This is a genomic window from Kistimonas asteriae, assembly GCF_018263925.1.
Lineage (GTDB): Bacteria > Pseudomonadota > Gammaproteobacteria > Pseudomonadales > Endozoicomonadaceae > Kistimonas > Kistimonas asteriae.
Genome location: NZ_JAEVHF010000008.1, coordinates 180,301 through 199,845, shown reverse-complemented (window position 1 = coordinate 199,845; position 19,545 = coordinate 180,301). Strand labels below are relative to the sequence as shown.

The following is a 19,545-nucleotide window of genomic DNA, read 5'->3' as shown; positions in this document are numbered from 1 at the left end:
AACGAACATCCGCGAACAGGCGGGAAAGCCTGTCGGCGGCGGTCGGATTGGATAGAGGTTTGAACGGACGTTCAAGATTTGGAGCGAGAAAAGGCGGAACCCTAAAAGGTGCGCATAATCTATATTATGTTAAATATAGATTATTTATCCCTGAACATAACAGTTTCTCTTACGCCTTCATTGACCGCGAATTGGCCAACCTGGCGATACCCCAAGGATTCAAAAAATGGCAGCATTTCCGGATTTGAGGTATTCAAGCCAATCCCCTGCGATTGCTGATCAAGATCGCAAAGGTTATGAACGGCATCCAGTAAATGCCTGCCATGTCCCTGATGCTGGAAGTCTGGGTGCACGCCGATCAGCGGAAGATAATAATGGGCCCCCTCTGGCAACAACCCATAAATGCTTTTCAAAAAGGCCAGGTATTTTTCAGTGCACCCATAGCCAACGGTCAAAATCATTTTGCAGCGCCAGAAAAAGCGGTCGGCGAACTCCGTATTGGCGGATGATTTGGCCACAAATGCTGTTGCAATCAATCGATCATTTCTAACAACCCCTACAACGGGAAAGTTCTCGGAAAAATACCCTGAAGCCAGCTCCCTGGTACAGGCCCTGATACGCTGATCATAGCCCGTGCGCTCAGATTCAAAGAGGGATTGGTAGACAGGGTCATCACGGTAAGTATGGTAGAGCAATGACCGGATCTGGCGACTGAAGCTGCCATCCAGATAGAGTGTACGCGTGTCGTCAGACACATCCGCCTCTGCGGTATTGAAATCACTCATGTCCAAGCTCCTGCTTAACCAGTATTTTTATTGTTTTTGCTGGCGCCGTCCTGTTGGCGTCCATTTCAAGATAACATGCTCATTGACCATCGCACCAGTGAAGGCAATGAACACACAGGTGTGATCCAGTATAGTTGCCCTACTTCTTTATGCAGATTCAGGAAATGGGTGATGAAAGTCGTTTCATTTAACACAAACAGTATCAGAAGTCGTCTCCATCAACTCCAGGCTGTCATCGACAAGCATCACCCTGACGTGATCGGTATACAGGAAACCAAAGTATCCGACGAAGAGTTTCCAGTGACTGATATTGAGGCGCTGGGTTATCACGCAGCCTTCCATGGCCAGAAAACGCATTACGGCGTAGCGCTCCTGACCCGGCAGGCACCCTCTCACGTAGCGAAAGGCTTCCCTTCCGATGAGCCGGATGCCCAAAAACGCCTGATCATCGCAGATATTACGACGGATAGCGGGAATAAAGTCTCCATTATTAATGGCTATTTTCCGCAGGGAGAAAGTCGGGATCATCCTGTCAAATTCCCCAATAAACGTCACTTTTATCGTGATCTTATGGCGTTGCTGAATGACGCGTATGAGCCGGATCACCTTCTGCTCATTATGGGGGATTTTAATATTTCACCGGAAGACAAAGATATCGGTATTGGTGCAGATAATGCCAAACGATGGCTCAGAACCGGGAAATGCAGCTTTCTTCCCGAAGAGCGCGAATGGTTTCAATCCCTGTTGGAATGGGGGTTAAACGATACATTCCGTCTTTGCCATCCCGATATTGATGATCAATTCAGCTGGTTTGACTATCGTTCTAAAGGCTTTGATAGGGAACCTAAACGTGGGCTGCGAATTGATGGAATACTCGCTACCGCCCCAATGACTCAAACACTCACAGCTGCAGGCATTGATTACGACATCAGAGCCATGGAAAAGCCATCCGATCATGCCCCTGTCTGGGCAGAATTTAACGTTTAAATGAATGGGTTTTCAGAAGCCGCCTTTAACGGCTTCTGAGACGGCTTAAGCTTACCTTCTGATACATAGAATAACCCATCAAGCTTTACGTTAACGTAAAGGTAAGCTATGTTGTCCTGCAAGCCGATAACAATTCATTAAACGCTTTTGACATCATGTATGAGCCAAACTTACACCATTTCTGAACTGGCAAAAGAATTTGATATCACCACCCGGGCGATACGATTTTATGAAGAGCATGGCCTGTTGGCGCCTGAGCGTCAGGGACAGAATCGCATTTATACCCATGGCGACCGGGTTCGGCTTAAACTGATCCTGAGAGGGAAACGACTCGGTTTCAGCCTGGATGAATCAAAAGAACTGTTTGAGCTCTACGATCCACACAGCGGTAATGAAAAACAGCTCCGCGTCATGCTGAACAAAATCGCAGAACACCGCGCTGCGCTGGAGCAGCAACTGCATGATATCAAGATCATGCAACATGAACTGGACGAGGCGGATCAGCGCTGCCGTCAGGCTTTGATGCACGTGATTGAAACAGCAACAGCATCGGAACAACAAGAATAGCCGTCATAACACGGTCAAAACCTCAACAGGAGGCGTCATGGTTACCCCGGTTAGCAGTTTGAACTTTGGTCTTGATGAAACGACGGAGATGCTGCGCACGCAGGTGCAGCAGTTTGCAGCCAAGGAAATTGCCCCCATTGCTGCGGATGTGGATCGTGACAACCTCTTCCCTGCCCACCTCTGGAAAAAGTTCGGCGACATGGGGCTGCTTGGCGTCACGGTGCCAGACCAGTGGGGAGGCAGCAACATGGGCTACCTCTCCCATGTCATCGCCATGGAAGAGATCAGCCGGGCCTCGGCATCCATAGGGTTAAGCTACGGCGCTCACTCCAATCTCTGTGTTAATCAGATCAAACTCAATGGCACAGAAGAGCAGAAGAATAAATACCTTCCCAAGCTGATCTCTGGAGAGCACATCGGTGCACTGGCCATGAGTGAGCCCGGTGCGGGTTCTGATGTGGTCAGCATGCGTCTGCGAGCTGAAAAGCGCGGTGATCGCTATATCCTCAATGGCAACAAAATGTGGATCACCAATGGTCCGGATGCCCATACCTATGTCGTCTACGCCAAGACAGCACCGGAAAAGGATGCCAAGGGTATCACCGCATTTATTATTGAACGTGATTTCAACGGCTTCTCCCAGGCACAAAAGCTCGACAAGCTGGGGATGCGCGGTTCAAACACCTGTGAACTGGTCTTCGAAGACTGTGAAGTACCGGCTGAGAATATCCTTGGCGTTGAAAATGGCGGTGTTCGGGTTCTAATGAGTGGGCTTGATTACGAACGGGTCGTTCTCAGTGGTGGCCCTGTCGGTATCATGCAGGCCTGCCTGGATGCCGTTATCCCGTATGTCCATGACCGCAAACAGTTTGACCAGCCTATTGGTGAATTCCAGCTCATTCAGGGCAAGCTGGCGGATATGTATACCGGGCTTAGTGCCTGCCGGGCCTATCTGTATGCTGTCGCCCGGTCCTGCGACCGCGGTGAAGCAACGCGCAAGGATGCCGCTGGCGTTATTCTCTATTGTGCAGAAAAGGCCACCCAGATGGCGCTGGAAGCCATCCAGATCCTTGGTGGGAATGGGTACATCAACGAATATCCCGTAGGCCGGTACCTGCGCGATGCCAAACTCTACGAGATCGGCGCCGGCACATCAGAAATACGGCGGATGCTGATCGGACGTGAACTGTTCCGTGAAAGCGCTTGAGGGCTGTTGGTCATGGGGGTTATCAAAAGTCAGGTAAACACCGGTTCTGAGACATTTCAGTCCAATTATCGGGCAATGGCGGACCTGGTGTCGGATCTCAAACAGAAAGCGTCCATCATCAGTGACGGTGGTGGTGAGCAGGCTCGATTACGACACACCCGGCGAGGGAAATTACTGGTCAGAGACCGTATCAACGCCCTGCTGGATCCGGGTTCAGCCTTTCTGGAAGTGGGTCAATTTGCTGCCCTGGATGTCTATGATGAATCCGTGCCGGCCGCTGGCGCCGTCGCGGGTATTGGCTGTATCAGTGGACAGGAATGCATGATTGTGGCGAATGATGCCACGGTGAAAGGCGGCAGCTATTATCCGCTGACAGTCAAAAAACACCTCAGGGCACAGACCATTGCTGAACAGAATCATCTGCCCTGTATCTACCTGGTAGACTCAGGCGGTGCCAATCTGCCCCGTCAGGACGACGTATTTCCGGATCGCGAGCATTTTGGTCGCATCTTTTTCAATCAGGCGCGCATGTCTGCTAAAGGCATTGCCCAGATCGCCGTTGTCATGGGTTCCTGTACGGCCGGCGGTGCCTATGTGCCCGCCATGTCGGATGAAAGCATCATCGTTAAGCAACAGGGGACGATATTCCTGGCAGGGCCTCCCCTCGTCAAAGCGGCCACCGGAGAAACGATCAGCGCCGAGGATCTGGGAGGCGCAGAGGTCCATGCACGCACCTCCGGCGTCGTGGATCATTATGCGCATGATGATCATCATGCGCTGCAACTGGCACGTCAGTGTGTGGCAAGACTCAACCGCCCTCCTCGCCAGACACCTGCGGCCAGTGATATCACGCTACCCCGTTATTCCCCGGATGAGATATACGGCGTTGTTCCGGAAAGCCTTAAGACCCCGTATGACGTTCGGGAAATTATCGCCCGTATCGTGGATGATTCTGAATTTGATGAATTCAAAGCCCTGTTTGGCAAAACACTGGTCTGTGGTTTTGCCAACATCTGGGGGCATACGGTCGGCATATTGGCGAATAACGGCATTCTCTTTTCAGAGTCCGCCCAAAAAGGCGCCCATTTCATTGAACTCTGTTGCCAGCGCAATATCCCCCTGGTTTTCCTGCAAAACATAACCGGATTCATGGTCGGCTCGCGCTATGAAGCCGGCGGCATAGCCAAGCATGGCGCCAAGCTGGTGACGGCAGTGGCCTGTGCCGCGGTGCCTAAATTTACCGTTCTGATCGGTGGCAGTTTCGGGGCGGGCAATTATGGGATGTGTGGCCGTGCCTATGACCCCCGCTTCCTCTGGAGTTGGCCCAATGCCCGCATATCGGTCATGGGTGGTGAGCAGGCTGCGGGTGTGCTCTCCATGGTGCGCCGTGCCTCTCTGGAAAAGCAGGGGCAAGCGTGGGCTGAACAGGATGAGCAGGAATACCGGGCGTCTGTCATTGGAGACTATGACCGCCAGGGCTGCCCCTTCTATGCCAGTGCCCGACTCTGGGATGATGGCATCATTGACCCGGCAGATACCCGGCAGGTGTTGGGGCTTTCGATCAGCGCATCAATGAATGCCCCGGCTGAAGAAACCCGTTTTGGCCTGTTCAGGATGTAAGGGGGATGTCTATGAGTGATACCAAAAAGACGATTCTGCATACACTGGACAAACGCGGTGTTGCACGCTTGACCTTTAATCGTCCTGAGAAGCGCAACGCGTTCGACGACTGCATGATTGATGCAATCAATCAGCAACTGGATCAGTGGCTCGCCGACGGGACGGCCCGCGTTTTAATCATCGACGCGGCGGGTGGCAACTTTTCAGCCGGTGCCGACCTGGGCTGGATGAAGCGAACGGCCTCTCTTTCGTTTGAGGATAACCAGTCGGATGCCAAGGCACTGGCCAGTCTGATGCAGCGTATTGATACATTCCCATGTCCTGTCATCAGTCTTGTCAACGGAGCCGCTTACGGTGGTTCGCTTGGCATTATTGCGGCCAGTGATATGGCCTTCTGCGCTTCTGATGCCAGTTTCTGTCTCAGTGAAGTCAAAATCGGCCTGATTCCGGCGGTGATCAGTCCTTACGTTATTCGCGCCATCGGTGAGCGTGCAGCACGGCGCTATATGCTGACAGCAGAAGTGATTGATGCTTCTCAGGCCTGTCAGCTTGGCCTGGTGCATGGCATTGACGATGACCTTGAGGCTGTTGCGGAAAACCTTATCACGCGCGTGCTCACCAATGGTCCATCGGCCATGGCGGCCTGCAAGTCATTGATTCAGACGGTATCCAGTCAGACACTGGATGAGCAACTGATTGCTGATACCAGTGACAGAATTGCCCGGATAAGAACCTCTGACGAAGGGCAGGAAGGCCTTCAGGCTTTTCTGGAAAAACGACGCCCTGCCTGGGTCAAGGAGCAGCCATGAGTCACGGCATTCAAAGCATTACAAAACTCCTGGTCGCTAATCGCGGTGAAATTGCCTGCCGTATTTTCAAAACTGCCAAACGGCTGGGGCTGGGTACGGTTGCCATTTATTCCGAGCCAGACCAACAGGCTCTCCACGTTACCAGCGCAGATGAAGCCTACTGCGTCGGACCGGCCCCTGCGACTGACAGTTATCTCAATATTCCGGCTATTCTGGCAGCTGCAAAACAGTCTGGAGCCGATGCCATTCACCCCGGCTATGGATTTTTATCGGAAAATGCCGGTTTTGCCCAGGCGGTTATGGATGCCGGGTTACAATGGATAGGTCCACCACCCAGTGCCATCGATGCCATGGGCTCAAAGAGTGAAGCCAAACGTTTGATGGAAACGGCTGGCGTTCCTTTGCTGCCGGGTTTTCACGGTCATGACCAACAGGATGACAAGCTGCTGGATGCCGCCCGTGCCATCGGTTTCCCTGTGATGTTGAAGGCGTCTGCAGGCGGGGGTGGTAAAGGCATGCGGGTCGTTGAACAGGAAGGGGGATTTGCAGAAGCGCTCACTGGTGCCCGACGCGAAGCCCTGAAATCCTTTGCTGATGACACGCTGTTGCTGGAAAAATACCTACCCTCCCCCCGCCACATTGAAGTACAGATTTTCTTTGATAATGCAGGTTCGGGCATCTACCTGGCAGACCGTGACTGCTCTGTGCAACGGCGGCACCAGAAAGTGGTTGAGGAAGCCCCTGCCCCAGGTCTTACCGACAACGTTCGGATCGCCATGGGCACTGCCGCTGTCGCAGCAGGTCAAACGATTGGGTATACCGGTGCGGGCACTGTTGAGTTTCTTCTCGATAGTGATGGCCAGTTCTATTTCATGGAGATGAATACCCGCCTGCAGGTTGAGCACCCGGTCACGGAAATGATCACCGGACAAGACCTGGTGGAATGGCAACTGCGGGTTGCTGATGGGCAGGCGTTACCTTTGTCGCAGAATCAGGTCAGTGTCAACGGACATGCTGTTGAGACTCGCCTATACGCCGAACAGGTGGCGCAGGACTTCATGCCGGCAACCGGCGATATTGCCTATCTGTCCTTTCCGGCAGAATCTGATCGGTTGCGTGTGGAGACCGGTATTCGTACGGGTGATCAGGTCTCCCCGTATTACGATCCGATGCTGGCGAAACTGGTGGTCTGGGGGGAATCCCGTGATCAGGCGATTGCCGGTATGCACGCAGCGCTTCAGGGTACCCGGATTGCTGGTATCTCTACCAACCGGGATTTCCTCATTCGGGTATTAGATAACCCGCAATTCTGTTCTGTGAATTTCAGCACTGGCCTGATTGAACAAAATAAGGCATCGCTTATCGGTGAGCCGCAAGATGAACGTCTGTTGTCACTGGCCGTTGCGGCACTCTGGCGATTACATCAGGCGACTCAGCAGCAAACGATAAGTCCCTGGTTAACGGGACAAGGCTGGCGCATGAACCTGCCTGCAATCAGCCGGTTTCGATTCGCCTCTAACGGCGAAATGGTCGATATTCAGGTGACGCCAAAAGGACACCGCCACCACTGCCAGATAAACGGTGAAGCGATTGATGTTGACGGACTAGGTTATACCAACGATAGCGTCATGTTGACGGGTAACAGCCATGGCCCGTTTTCTATGGTTCAACACAGTGACACGCTCACTGTGGTATCAGACTCTCTGACGCTCAGTCTGTCGACACCCGATTACGATGTCCTTGAAGAAGTGGGTTCCGGCTTCAATGCTCCTATGAATGGCACCATTGTTTCCGTTCAGGTTAAACCCGGTGACCAGGTGCTCGCTGATGCGCCCCTGCTGGTGATGGAAGCCATGAAAATGGAGCATACCATCCGTGCTCCCCGCGCCGGTGAAATTGCTGATGTATTCTATAACCATGGCGACCTTGTTGAAGAAGGCGTACCCCTGCTGGCGATGACCGAGGAACCTGCTTCATGAACCTGCCCGAAAAAGTCACACTCGTTGAGGTCGGCCCCCGGGATGGACTGCAAAACCAGCCCCATACCCTGACGCCTACTGAACGAATTGCTTTTATTGAGCTGCTCAGCAATGCCGGCCTCAGCCAGATTGAGGCCGGGAGTTTTGTTTCTCCTGCACGCATACCCCAGCTCGCTGACACCGATCAGGTTTTCAAGGGGCTGTCTGCTAACTCTGCGGTTCGCTACTTCGCCTTGGTGCCCAACGTGAAAGGGCTTGAAGATGCCATTGACGCTGGCGTTAAGGATATCGCGGTATTCACCGCTGCATCTGATGCGTTTACTCAAAAAAACATCAACTGCTCCGTTGAGGAAAGTCTGGAACGTATCGCCGCATTGATGCCCATAGCGGAACAGCATAATCTCAGGGTACGTGGTTATGTGTCCTGCACGTTGGGATGCCCCTATGAAGGGCAGATTGCGCCCGAGCGTGTGGCAGCAGTCAGCAAATCCCTGATGGACCTTGGTTGCTATGAACTTTCACTGGGTGACACGATTGGAATTGGTACCCCGGAGAAAGCCCGGCAATTGATCAAAACTGTCAGCAAACAGGTGCCTCTCTCTGCCCTGGCGGCGCATTTCCACGACACTTATGGCCAGGCTCTGGCCAATTTGTATGCGGTATTGCAGGAAGGTATTACCGTAATCGACAGCGCCATTGCCGGCTTGGGTGGTTGCCCTTATGCCCGGGGAGCTTCCGGAAATGTAGCGACGGAAGATGTGCTTTATATGCTGAACGGCCTGGGTATTGAAACCGGCGTGGATATCAATGCCTTGCTGCGCGCTAACCATTATGTCTGCAGCCATCTGGGGCAACCCAATCACTCAAAAGTCGCAGCCGCACTACAGCCTATAAAACCCTGATGTCCCAGCCATACCAGACACAGGAACGGACGATAATGACAATGAATACCCCTCTCTGGTCACCTTCTGAAGAGCAGATTCGCGCCTCAGCCCTGTGGCGTTTCATATTAGCGGTGAATGAGCGCTTTGGTACGGATCACAATAACTATGACACGCTGTATCAATGGAGTGTGGCTAACAGTTCTAAATTCTGGGCATTCCTCGTGGAGTACCAGGATATTCATTTTTCCCAGCCCGCTCAGCAGATTTTTGTTGATGCCGAAGCATTGCCTGATACCAGGTGGTTCGAGGGAGCCACACTGAACTATGCCGAACACCTGCTGCGCAGCAGGGATGAAAAATCGGCCCTGGTGTTTTGTCGTGAAGATGGTGAACGCCAAGCTGTCAGCCATGCGGATCTCTACCTGCAGGTTGCCCGTGCTGCTGAAGCACTGAGACGCGCTGGGATTGATAAAGGTGACCGCGTAGCAGGTTTGTTGCCGAACTGCATCGAAACTGTCGTGATGATGCTGGCCACCACCAGTCTCGGCGCCATCTGGTCATCCTGTTCGCCAGACTTTGGTTTTCATGGCGTGCTTGACCGATTTGGTCAGATCAACCCTAAATTACTGATCGCTGCAGATGGTTACTTCTACAATGCCAAAACCATTGATACGCTGGAACGCCTCAAAGCGCTGGAAGAGGCTATCCCGTCATTGCAGAACGTGGTCGTGATTCCGTTTTTAAATGGCGAAACTGAGAGCATCACGGAAGCGGGTTTTATGCGCTATGGCACGTTCATTGATAACGAGGCCGACAGCCTTCATTTTGAACCGGTCGCATTCAATCACCCGCTCTACATACTGTATTCTTCCGGCACTACGGGGGCACCCAAGTGTATCGTACATGGCCATGGCGGCACCCTCCTCCAGCATGCCAAAGAGTTGAGCCTCCACACCGATATTGGGCATAGCGATATTCTGTTTTATTTCACCACCTGCGGCTGGATGATGTGGAACTGGCAAGCCAGTGCCCTGATGACGGGCGCAACCGTGGTGCTCTATGATGGTTCTCCGTTCCATCCCGGTCCCGATGCCTTGTGGCGGATTATTGAGCAGGAGCAAGTCTCTGTATTCGGCACCAGCGCACGGTATATTGCCGCGCTTGAAAAAGCCGGTTATCGCCCGTCTGATCATCACAACCTCTCGGCATTGCAGCGCATTTTATCGACGGGGTCTCCCCTGCTGCATGAGAGTTTTGATTTTGTTTACGATGCCATTTCACCTGATATTAACCTTGCCTCTATCTCTGGCGGAACGGATATCGTTTCCTGCTTTGCCTTGGGGTGTCCGATCCGGCCTGTCTACCGGGGGCAACTGCAGTGTCGGGGGTTGGGCATGGATGTGCAGTTCATCAGTGGTCAGGGTGACGTACTAAAGGAACAAAAGGGAGAGTTGGTTTGCAGGAACAGTTTCCCTTCGATGCCGGTCAGCTTCTGGAATGATCCCGACGGTAAAAAATATCGCAAAGCCTATTTCGAGACCCATCCAGGTCTCTGGTCGCATGGTGATTACGGTGAACTCACCGCAGAAGATGGTGTGATTATTTTTGGACGCTCTGATGCGGTACTCAACCCAGGTGGTGTCCGTATCGGCACGGCAGAGATTTATCGTCAGGTTGAAAAAATCCCGGAGATTCAGGAAAGCCTTGCCGTTGGGCATCTTGAAGATGGCGATGAAAAGGTTGTTTTGTTTGTCCGTCTTTCAGGTGATCAGACGTTGGATGAATCCCTGGAATCGTTTATCAGGAAAACAATTCGTGCCAATACCACACCTCGCCATGTGCCGGCAAAAATTCTTCAGGTGGCAGACCTGCCAAGAACCGTCAGCGGGAAACTCAGTGAATTGGCAGTGAAGGCAACCATTAACGGAGAAACTGTTAATAATACCGATGCATTGATCAATCCAGAGTCGCTGGAACACTTCAAAAACATTCTATAACGTACTGATAAAAAAGAAGGAATGAGACTCCTCATTCCTTCTTTGGTGTTTTTATCTAACGATCAGATCAACTGTCGCTCTTTCAGGAAATCCGTCGCCACCTGCTCAACGGTTTCACGGTCAACATCAATCCTGGAATTCAAATCAACCATAACGGCATCATTCAATTGACTGGCGAGTGTATTGAGCAATGTTTCCAGTCCCGGATTCTGTTGCAGTACTTCTGAGCGTACAACAGGTGTAATGGCAAAAGACATAAAGAAGTTTTGGTCATCTTCCAGCACCCGGAAGCCGAAAGCCTTGATGCGTCCATCAGTGGCAAAGACGGAAGCGAAATCAACCTGCCCTTTCTGTAGCGCGCTATAGACCAGACCACTATCCATACGACGAATGGCTGAACGAGGCACCCTGAACTGATAGACTTTTTGCAGGGCAGGAAAGCCATCCTGCTTACGGGCATAGAATTCAACATTGGTGCCCATCATCAGTTTTTCACCGGACTTCAAGGCACTGACCAGGTCACTGATCGTCCGGATGTTAAGCCGTTCGGCATCGTCCTCGCGCATGGCAATAGCGTAGGTATTGTTTGCTTTTGAGGGTGTCAGCCATTCAATGCCATTTTTTACATCCAGGGTTCGCAGGGTCTGGTAGGCGGTATCGGCATCCAGCATGTCATTGACTTTGTGGTAGTTACGCAGCCCTGTGGAGACATAATCCCAGTTCAAACTGATTTGCTGGTTTTCAAGCGCCTGTCGCAGCACGGCGCTGCCGAGTCCGACTTTCTTGTCAACATCAAATCCATTCGCCTTCAGGTACTGGGCGGTCACTTCAGCCAGCAGTCGCTGCTCGGTATACCCTTTACCGCCAACCACAATCTCATCGGCACTGGCAAACACATTCAGTGAAAAAACAATGGTAATCAGGCTCACAACTTGTCTGAGCATCAAAACTCCTTCCGGATAGGATTGTTAGGGATAAGGCCTGATTTGCATCAGGCTCGCAGTGGATTGACGCCTCTGGGCACCGTGATATAGGTGACAGACGTCATGAACATATCAACCAGTACGGCCAATATCGCCGTGGGGATGGCGCCGGCCAGCATCATGCCCGGTTCATAGAGATCGATACCGGTAAAGATCAATTCACCCAGTCCGCCGCCACCAATCAAAAACGCCAGGGGCACTGTACCGATATTGATCGACAGGGCAGTACGGATACCGGCATAAATCACGAACAGAGCATTGGGTACTTCAACACGCAACAGCACCTGCATGGGTGACATACCAATCCCTTCCGCCGCCTCAATCATGTGCGGGGGAACATCCATAAGGCCCGACCAGGTATTGCGAACGATCGGCAACAAGGTCGCGACAAACAGGCCAAAGACAGCGGGTTTTGCGCCAATACCCAGAAAACTCATCGATAAGGCCAGCAGCGCCAGTGTTGGCACTGTACCGCCGATATTCAGCACCTGCATCCAGGTTTGAGAGCGTGCACGGTTTCCCGGCCGGCTTAACCAGACCCCCAAGGGAACACCGACAAGAATGGCCATGCCCCCTGAAATAAGCGTCAGCACCAGATGTTGCTGACTCAGGTACAGGATGTCCTCGGTGTAATAAAGGATATCGTCCAGCAAACCGGTACGCTGGCAGGCTACCCCCAATGCAAAGACGGCAAGTAACAGCGTGACCCGCCCTATTCTTTCGAGAGGTCTCCGTTTCATCCATTAACCTCCGTTCCGATACGTCATACCCAGGTGGTGAGTAATACCCCGTTGGGTAATTTCCCCCCGAAATCGTCCCGTCTCATCGACACAGGGCAACCAAGTTGCATCATGTTTATATAACAGGGACGCTACTTTGCGGAGGTTGTCATCAACGGAAATCACTGCTTTGAGGCCTTCGTGATGTTCGCCACAGGTGCCTTTCAAGCCTTCAACCATCTTGCGTTCAACGATGCCAATAGGTGCTTCCTGCTCATTGACGAGTATCACACAACCATGACCACACTCTTCCATGATCTGGATCGCTTGCTGGACAGAGTCGTGAGGCTTGACGGACGCCGGGCGCGTCTCCATGACTTCATGCACCCTGACCAATTGCAGTCGTTTCAATGTGCGGTCATCACCAACAAAGTCAGCCACAAACTTGTTGATGGGATGGGCCAGGATATGATCCGGTGTATCAAACTGGATCAGTTTGCCACCGCGGAATATGGCAATACGATCCGCCATTTTGACCGCTTCATCAATATCGTGGCTAACAAACAGGACGGTTTTCTTCAGTTCCTTCTGCATCCGGAGGAACTCATCCTGAATCACTTCCCGGTTGATCGGGTCGATAGCGCCAAAGGGTTCATCCATCAGCATGACCGGTGGGTTTGCCGCCAGCGCCCGGATCACACCGACCCGCTGCTGCTGACCGCCTGAGAGCTCATTAGGATAGCGCTGCATGAACACCCGAGGATCCAGGCCAACCAGGTCGAGCAGCTCCTCTGCCCGCTCTGCCATCTTATCCGGTGCCCAGCCCAGCATCCTGGGAACAACGCAGATGTTTTCTTCGATGGTCATGTTCGGGAACAGACCGGTCTGTTGAATGACGTAGCCAATCTGGCGACGCAGGGTGACGGTGTCGAGGTCGGTCGTGTCTTCACCGTTGATGAAAACTCTTCCGGAGGTTGGATCAATGATGCGGTTGATCATCTTCAGCGTTGTGGTTTTGCCACAGCCGGACGGCCCGAGCAGGACACAGATCTCCCCTTCCGGTACTTCCATGCTGATCTGGTCGGCCGCGGTGACGGTGCCTTCGCTGGTATCAAAAATTTTTGTGAGTTTGTCTGTTCTAATCATATTGCCTGGAGAGTGAAGCGTTGTAAGCGTGAGAATCTGTCAGGACGTCAGGCGGCTTTCAGCAGGCCTGGCGGTGTCAGTCGGCGCTCGAGGCGCAATAACCCATAATCCACGACAATGGCCAGTAAGCTGACAGCCAGCGCACCGGTAATCAGTTGGCGCGGGTCTGTCATGGTGATACCTCGGCTGATGAACGTGCCCAGTCCTCCGGCACCAATATACGTTGCAATGGCCATGACCCCGATATTCATGACAACAGCCGTGCGTACACCCGCCATAATGACAGGCGTTGCCAGCGGGATTTCTACCCGGGCAAGACGCTGAAAGGTCGTCATGCCAATCCCTTTGGCTGCTTCCCTGAGCGACGGATCCACATTATTAATGGCGGTATAGGTGTTGCGGATGATCGGCAGTTGGGAGTACAGCAGCACAGCGATGACCGCAGGGACGTAGCCGATACCCTGACCAAACAGGGACAGTACCGGCATCATCACACCAAAAAGTGCAATGGATGGAATCGTGATAATCACAGACGCCAGGTACAGTACAACATTCGCTGCACGCTGATTCTGGGTGATGGCAATGCCAATCGGCACACCGGTGATGATCGCCAGTCCGACAGCAACGCCAACCAGTGCGATGTGCTCGGCAGTTCGAACGGCGATCAGGTTCAGATTTTCGACAATGAAGGTCAACAACTCCATGCTCGGATGCCTCCTGGCTAGAATTTGTGACTGTTTAAGCAACAGAAGAGCCAAGTAATCCTGCGGATTGGCTCATTGAATTGCGGGCCCCGAATGGCCGCAGCGAGAAAAAGGGTGCATCATAACTTCGCATTTCATCAAACATAATGGGTAATGACCGAACCCTGACGGACTTGACGAAACCTTGGTGGAACACGTTATCGTATAGAGAGACAATATTAGAGTACGCAGTTCATGATCCCGTGGCTGGATAACCTGAACCCTGAATTCCCCCCTGTTGAACATGCGTTGAAGGAGCCGGATGGTTTACTGTGCGCCGGTGGCAACCTGTCCGTGGATACCCTCGCAAGTGCATACCGGCAAGGCATTTTCCCCTGGTTCAGTGATGATCAACCGATTTTATGGTGGTCACCCGATCCCCGAATGATTTTGACACCAGAGACTCTTCGGATATCGAAGAGCATGCGTAAGCTGCTGCGTCAGCAACGTAACGGAGAGCGTTTCCGGCTAACGGCTAACCAGTCTTTCGCAGAAGTCATTCAGGCATGTGCAGAGATCCGGAAAAAGCATGAAGGCACCTGGATTACGGAGGATATGCAGTCAGCCTATATTGATTTGTACAAGGCGGGTTATGCTCACTCCATTGAGGTATGGTCTGATGATTCATTGGTTGGCGGACTATATGGCGTTGCCATGGGACGGGTGTTTTTTGGTGAGTCCATGTTCAGCCGGGAGTCCAATACGTCGAAGCTTGCGCTTATTGTACTACTGCAAACTGCACTGTTTGATGTCGTTGATTGTCAGGTTCACACTCACCACCTGGAAAGTCTTGGGGCACAATTGGTGTCTCGCAAATCTTTCATTGAGCGTATTCAGCCATTATTAACAAGTACTTCTGCTGGTGCGCTCACCACAGACTCACTCTGCTCAAAAATACTATGAGCCAAGAACAACAATTACGATTTTTCGCTACCCCTGCACATGATTGCAGCTATTTGACGGATCAAAAGGCAACAACATTGTTCCTCGATCCTGACGCACCTGTTAACCATCAGCTGTCTGGTTTATTGGCTGATAACGGTTTCAGGCGCAGTGGTTCTCATTATTACCGCCCCTATTGCGCAACCTGTAATGCGTGCACGCCTGTCAGGGTATTAGTCAAAGCGTTCAAGCGAAGTAAGGGTCAACGACGAATCTGGAACAAAAATCAGGACCTTTCAGTACAATGCACCGCACCAACATTTACCAGGGAGCGATATCGCCTTTACCGGCGCTATATCAGGGAGCGACATGCGGATGGTGATATGTTCCCTCCTTCACCCAGACAGTTTTTAGACTTTCTCTGTAAGGGTGATGGCTTTACGCGGTTTTATGAGTTTCGAAAAGATGAGCGACTGATGGCTGTAGCGGTTGCTGATCATCTGCCTAATGGCCTGTCGGCCATTTACACATTCTTTGATCCTGAGCAAAGTGCCCGAAGCCTTGGTACTTTTTGCATTCTGTGGCAGATTGAAGAAAGTTTTTCAGAACAGCAGAACTATCTGTATCTCGGGTACTGGATACAGAACTGTTCTAAAATGGCATACAAAGCATCCTATTCCCCACAAGAGCGTTATATGAACGGTGTTTGGCAGCATCCATGACACCGTTGGCTTTGATTCAGGAAGGGTTTTAGGGCAGAATGCACGCCAATTTACGATCTCATTGCTGACTTTTTATTCACTGAGGAAGACGCCGAATGGCAAAAGAAGACTCGTTTGAAATGGAAGGGGTTATTGTTGACACTCTTCCCAACACTATGTTCCGTGTAGAGCTGGAAAACGGTCACGTGATTACAGCCCATATTTCCGGAAAAATGCGCAAGAATTACATCCGTATTCTGACCGGTGACAAAGTTCGTGTAGAACTAACCCCCTACGATCTGACTAAGGGGCGTATCGTTTACCGCGCGCGTTGATTGAGAGTCTTTTCGCAGGGAGGGTGCGCCCTCCCTGAGAAAATGAGAGTAAAAAGTCTTCAGCCAGACTCTGTTTCAAAAACCAACTCATCATCCTTCAAGCTGACTTTCAGTGTTCCACCCTTCACCAGATCACCGAACAAAATTGCTTCGGCCATAGGCTTCTTGAGTTGATCCTGAATGAGACGAGCCATTGGGCGTGCGCCCATCAGACGGTCATAGCCTCTTTCCGCCAGCCACTTGCGAACATCATCATTCACATCAAGCTGAACCTTCTTGTCATCCAGCTGCGACTGCAGTTCCGTCAGTTGTTTATCAACGACATGCGTGATGACTTCCGGACTCAGGGGCTTGAACTGAATCACTGAATCAAGACGGTTTCTGAACTCAGGCGTGAAGGTCTTCTTGATTGCATCCCCTCCGTCGATAGAATGATCTTGCGTCGTGAAGCCAATGGAACTTCGGCTCATATTCTCTGCACCGGCATTGGTTGTCATGATGAGAATGACATTACGGAAGTCAGCCTTGCGCCCATTGTTATCCGTTAAGGTGCCATGGTCCATAACCTGCAGGAGCAGGTTAAACACATCAGGATGGCCTTTTTCAATCTCATCCAGCAACAACACACAGTGTGGCGTTTTGTTAATCGCTTCAGTTAAAAGACCACCCTGGTCAAAACCCACATAACCTGGCGGTGCACCGATCAAACGGGATACAGTATGAGATTCCATGTACTCTGACATATCAAATCTCACCAGCTCAATACCAAGCGACTTGGCAAGCTGACGACAGACTTCGGTTTTACCGACACCCGTAGGACCTGCAAACAGGAAACAGCCCACCGGTTTTTCTGGCGCTTTCAGGCCTGCACGGGAAAGCCGTATATTGGTCGTCAGTGCATCAATGGATTCATCTTGACCAAAGATAGTGAGCCGCATATTCCTGGGGAGCTTCTCAAGCAGCTCTTTATCAGACGACGACACTGACTTGGGGGGAATCCGCGCCATTTTGGCAACAATGGATTCAATTTCATCAAGACCAATCGTCTTCTTACGCTTGCTTTCTTTTTGAAGCCGTTGATAGGCACCCGCTTCATCAATGACATCAATAGCCTTGTCCGGCATATGCCGGTCATTGATATAGCGCTCAGCCAATTCGGCTGCAGCGCGCAGTGCTTCATTCTTGTACTTGATCTTGTGGTGCTCTTCAAACTTCTTCTTGAGCCCCAACAGAATCGTATAGGTGTCGTCTACGTCCGGTTCATCGATATCCACCTTCTGGAAACGACGGGCCAGCGCTCTGTCCTTTTCAAAAATGCCCCGAAACTCCTGGAACGTTGTTGAACCTATACAGCGCAAGTCACCACTGGTCAGCAGTGGCTTAAGCAGGTTCGACGCGTCCATCACACCACCGGATGCAGCACCTGCTCCAATGATCGTGTGAATCTCATCAATAAACAGGACGGCACCTTCCGTTTTCTTCAATTCTGACAGCAAATGCTTGAAACGTTTTTCAAAGTCACCGCGGTACTTGGTTCCTGCAAGCAAGGCACCCAGGTCAAGTGAATAGACTGTTGAATCCGCAAGAATATCCGGGACTTCGCCATCAACAATCTTTTTGGCTAACCCTTCCGCAATGGCCGTCTTACCAACACCAGCCTCACCGACCAGCAAGGGGTTGTTTTTACGGCGACGACTCAAGATTTGACCGACTCTCTCAAGCTCACTGTCCCGACCAACCAACGGGTCAATCTTACCCTTCATGGCCAGCTCGTTGAGATTGGTCGTATAAGCCTCAAGGGGTTTGCTGCCAGCTGAATCATCACTGGTTGATGCGTCTTCCTGCAGCTCATGCCCTTCCATGTCCTGGCTCTGATGGCCTGGCACCTTGGAAATACCATGAGCAATGTAGTTGACCACATCGATACGGACGATTTCCTGTTGTTTCAGGAAATAAACGGCCTGGCTTTCCTGTTCACTAAAAATCGCAACCAGGACATTTGCTCCAGTCACCTCTTTCTTGCCAGAACTCTGGACATGAAAGACCGCCCGCTGCAATACGCGCTGGAAGCCCAGGGTTGGCTGGGTTTCCCGCTCATCGTCGCTACCAGGAATCAGTGGTGTGGTTGAATCAACAAAATGGGAAAGATCATTGCGAAGCTTTTCCAAGTTTGCACCACACGCTTCCAGGACATCATTGGCTGACTTGTTGTCAATAAGCGCAAGAAGCAGGTGTTCAACCGTCATGAACTCATGACGCTTGGTTCTGGCTTCCTTGAATGCGCTGTTCAGTGTCTGTTCTAGATCTTTGTTGAGCATATTCGTACCCGACCAACGCTGTTCAACTGTTTTTTTCGATTTTGCAAAGCAGAGGGTGCTGATGCTCCCGCGAAAAACGATTGACCTGCTCGGCCTTGGTTTCGGCAATATCCTTTGTGAAGACGCCGCATACTGCCTGTCCCTGAGTATGTACTGTCAACATAACTTGTGTCGCCTTTTCCCTGGACAAGTTGAAGAAGGATTCGAGAACTTCGATCACGAAGTCCATCGGGGTGTAGTCATCGTTAACCAGTATGACCTTGTACATCGGCGGGGGTGCAAGCTTCGGCTTCACCGGGGCTACGGCAACACTACCCTCATCATCATACTGATGATTTTCTTTCTCTAAGGATAGTAGAATTCGTTCAATGCTACTCATGAAATGCGTTGTCAACATAATGCCAGATAAAGTGTTTTCTTAACCGCTATAGTACCATGTTGGCTGACGAATACTTGACAGCATTGATGGCATGTCTAACACTTGTTTTAACCCATGGACGCGGTTTCATACAACTAAAAACGAACAAAAACATCCACTCAAAAGAAATAACAAGCAGTGAATAGAGGGACTGAAGGATGCCGACAGGTACAGTAAAGTGGTTTAATAATGCAAAAGGGTACGGGTTTATCCTGGGTGAAGGCAGTAATGGGGAAGACCTTTTCGTTCACTACTCTTCCATCAAGATGGATGGTTATAAAACCCTGAAAGCTGGCCAAGTCGTCACCTACGATATCATCCAAGGCCCCAAAGGGCTGCATGCCGTCAATATCTCCATGCCGCAAGATCAATTAGCCAGCGACGAATCCGATAGTAACAATACCGATCAAGCCATTCCAACCGGTATCCCCGTTACAGAACCATGAATCAAAAATAAAAACACAC

The 19,545-nt window shown here is 51.4% G+C and carries 19 protein-coding genes; 12 read left to right on the top strand and 7 right to left on the bottom strand.

Features of this window, described 5'->3' with window-relative positions; translation table 11 throughout:
• Positions 1-140 precede the first annotated feature (140 nt).
• Complete coding sequence (locus KHS78_RS11325) at positions 141-785, bottom strand: GNAT family N-acetyltransferase (protein ID WP_211828530.1); 645 nt, start codon at positions 783-785, stop codon at positions 141-143.
• Between the two features lie 171 nt (positions 786-956).
• Here KHS78_RS11325 and xthA point away from each other — a divergent pair, with 171 nt between their 5' ends.
• The 8 genes from xthA (at position 957) to KHS78_RS11285 (ending at position 10,835) form a co-directional block, all read left to right on the top strand.
• Entirely contained in the window at positions 957-1,772 is an 816-nt protein-coding gene (gene xthA / locus KHS78_RS11320) for an exodeoxyribonuclease III (RefSeq protein ID WP_211828523.1), read from the top strand.
• Between the two features lie 159 nt (positions 1,773-1,931).
• Positions 1,932-2,339 (top strand): MerR family transcriptional regulator, encoded by a 408-nt coding sequence (locus KHS78_RS11315; protein ID WP_211828521.1) that lies wholly within the window; start codon positions 1,932-1,934, stop codon positions 2,337-2,339.
• Positions 2,340-2,376: 37 nt separating this feature from the next.
• Positions 2,377-3,546, top strand: coding sequence for an isovaleryl-CoA dehydrogenase (locus KHS78_RS11310; RefSeq protein WP_211828513.1), 1,170 nt, complete (start codon positions 2,377-2,379; stop codon positions 3,544-3,546).
• A 12-nt stretch (positions 3,547-3,558) separates the two neighbouring features.
• Positions 3,559-5,166, top strand: coding sequence for a carboxyl transferase domain-containing protein (locus KHS78_RS11305; RefSeq protein ID WP_211828511.1), 1,608 nt, complete (start codon positions 3,559-3,561; stop codon positions 5,164-5,166).
• A gap of 11 nt (positions 5,167-5,177) precedes the next feature.
• Positions 5,178-5,975 carry an enoyl-CoA hydratase-related protein gene (locus KHS78_RS11300; protein WP_211828509.1) on the top strand — a complete coding sequence of 266 codons (798 nt, stop codon included), beginning with the start codon at positions 5,178-5,180 and terminating at the stop codon, positions 5,973-5,975.
• On the top strand, positions 5,972-7,954 hold the full coding sequence (locus KHS78_RS11295; RefSeq protein ID WP_211828507.1) for an acetyl-CoA carboxylase biotin carboxylase subunit: 1,983 nt from the start codon (positions 5,972-5,974) through the stop codon (positions 7,952-7,954). The genes KHS78_RS11300 and KHS78_RS11295 overlap by 4 nt, the downstream gene beginning before the upstream one ends.
• Positions 7,951-8,856 (top strand): hydroxymethylglutaryl-CoA lyase, encoded by a 906-nt coding sequence (locus KHS78_RS11290; protein WP_211828505.1) that lies wholly within the window; start codon positions 7,951-7,953, stop codon positions 8,854-8,856. The genes KHS78_RS11295 and KHS78_RS11290 overlap by 4 nt, the downstream gene beginning before the upstream one ends.
• A 35-nt stretch (positions 8,857-8,891) precedes the next feature.
• Positions 8,892-10,835 carry an acetoacetate--CoA ligase gene (locus KHS78_RS11285; protein ID WP_343216901.1) on the top strand — a complete coding sequence of 648 codons (1,944 nt, stop codon included), beginning with the start codon at positions 8,892-8,894 and terminating at the stop codon, positions 10,833-10,835.
• 62 nt (positions 10,836-10,897) lie between these two features.
• Here KHS78_RS11285 and KHS78_RS11280 read toward each other — a convergent pair whose 3' ends face one another.
• Genes KHS78_RS11280 through KHS78_RS11265 form a run of 4 tightly spaced genes read right to left on the bottom strand, consistent with a single transcriptional unit; the run spans position 10,898 to position 14,387 of the window.
• A complete protein-coding gene (locus KHS78_RS11280) occupies positions 10,898-11,779 on the bottom strand; it encodes a glycine betaine ABC transporter substrate-binding protein (RefSeq protein WP_211828503.1) in 882 nt (293 codons plus the stop codon).
• Positions 11,780-11,826: 47 nt separating this feature from the next.
• On the bottom strand, positions 11,827-12,558 hold the full coding sequence (locus tag KHS78_RS11275; protein ID WP_211828500.1) for an ABC transporter permease: 732 nt from the start codon (positions 12,556-12,558) through the stop codon (positions 11,827-11,829).
• A gap of 3 nt (positions 12,559-12,561) precedes the next feature.
• A complete protein-coding gene (locus KHS78_RS11270; protein ID WP_211828498.1) occupies positions 12,562-13,683 on the bottom strand; it encodes an ABC transporter ATP-binding protein in 1,122 nt (373 codons plus the stop codon).
• A gap of 47 nt (positions 13,684-13,730) precedes the next feature.
• Positions 13,731-14,387 (bottom strand): ABC transporter permease, encoded by a 657-nt coding sequence (locus KHS78_RS11265; RefSeq protein ID WP_211828496.1) that lies wholly within the window; start codon positions 14,385-14,387, stop codon positions 13,731-13,733.
• Between the two features lie 234 nt (positions 14,388-14,621).
• On the opposite strand from KHS78_RS11265, the gene aat reads away from it, so the two are divergent.
• From aat to infA, 3 genes are all read left to right on the top strand, one after another.
• On the top strand, positions 14,622-15,329 hold the full coding sequence (gene aat / locus KHS78_RS11260) for a leucyl/phenylalanyl-tRNA--protein transferase (protein WP_211828494.1): 708 nt from the start codon (positions 14,622-14,624) through the stop codon (positions 15,327-15,329).
• The gene (locus KHS78_RS11255) at positions 15,326-16,030 is read left to right on the top strand and encodes an arginyltransferase (protein WP_211828492.1); all 705 of its coding nucleotides are present in this window, start codon (positions 15,326-15,328) and stop codon (positions 16,028-16,030) included. The genes aat and KHS78_RS11255 overlap by 4 nt, the downstream gene beginning before the upstream one ends.
• Before the next feature lie 95 nt (positions 16,031-16,125).
• Complete coding sequence (gene infA / locus KHS78_RS11250; RefSeq protein WP_211828490.1) at positions 16,126-16,344, top strand: translation initiation factor IF-1; 219 nt, start codon at positions 16,126-16,128, stop codon at positions 16,342-16,344.
• 59 nt (positions 16,345-16,403) lie between these two features.
• On the opposite strand, the gene clpA is transcribed toward infA, so the two are convergent.
• A complete protein-coding gene (gene clpA / locus KHS78_RS11245) occupies positions 16,404-18,662 on the bottom strand; it encodes an ATP-dependent Clp protease ATP-binding subunit ClpA (protein ID WP_211828489.1) in 2,259 nt (752 codons plus the stop codon).
• A 22-nt stretch (positions 18,663-18,684) separates the two neighbouring features.
• Entirely contained in the window at positions 18,685-19,041 is a 357-nt protein-coding gene (clpS, locus tag KHS78_RS11240) for an ATP-dependent Clp protease adapter ClpS (RefSeq protein ID WP_211828487.1), read from the bottom strand.
• A 197-nt stretch (positions 19,042-19,238) separates the two neighbouring features.
• On the opposite strand from clpS, the gene KHS78_RS11235 reads away from it, so the two are divergent.
• On the top strand, positions 19,239-19,526 hold the full coding sequence (locus KHS78_RS11235) for a cold shock domain-containing protein (RefSeq protein ID WP_211828485.1): 288 nt from the start codon (positions 19,239-19,241) through the stop codon (positions 19,524-19,526).
• Positions 19,527-19,545 lie beyond the last annotated feature (19 nt).